Source organism: Thiorhodococcus mannitoliphagus (genome assembly GCF_010915725.1).
Lineage (GTDB): Bacteria > Pseudomonadota > Gammaproteobacteria > Chromatiales > Chromatiaceae > Thiorhodococcus > Thiorhodococcus mannitoliphagus.
Genome location: NZ_JAAIJR010000447.1, coordinates 1 through 513 on the forward strand (window position 1 = coordinate 1; position 513 = coordinate 513).

The window sequence follows — 513 nt, forward strand, 5'->3', positions numbered from 1 at the left end:
ATCGACCTCCAGTTCCACGTCACCGCCCACCGCCCGCACCAAGACATTGGACAGCGGGTGCGACTCGGCCTGCTCGGACGTCAATACGCCTTGGTCGACCATCTCCTGGACCTGAGTGTGATCCAGGGTGAGCTGCTGCAGGACGCCGTCGCGCAGCCGGTAGCCCCGACTGTCTCCCGCCCAGAGCAGGCCGCAGTGGTCGCCGACAGCGATGACGGCCACCACGGTGGAGCCGATAATGTCGCCGTGCAGCAGCTCGGCCTCGGCAACCAGCTCACGATTGACGCGCCGCAGGATCTCGCTGGCCGCGTCCACCGCGGCACCGAGCAGCTGCGGACGCGGCATCGCCGCCATGCGTTCGACGATGAGCGCGCTCGCCATACCGCCGGAGGCATGCCCGCCCATGCCGTCGGCGACGACCCAGAGGCCCAGCTCGGGACGATCGAGATAGGCATCCTGATTGACGCTGCGGATGCGGCCCGGGTGCGTGACACCGGCGGACTTCCAGGCGAT

At 68.6% G+C, this 513-nt stretch carries 1 protein-coding gene; it reads right to left on the minus strand.

All coding sequences use genetic code 11. The features are described 5' to 3' along the window. On the minus strand, nt 1–513 hold a 513-nt coding region (locus tag G3480_RS27365; RefSeq protein ID WP_164657305.1), incomplete at its 3' end, for a protein phosphatase 2C domain-containing protein.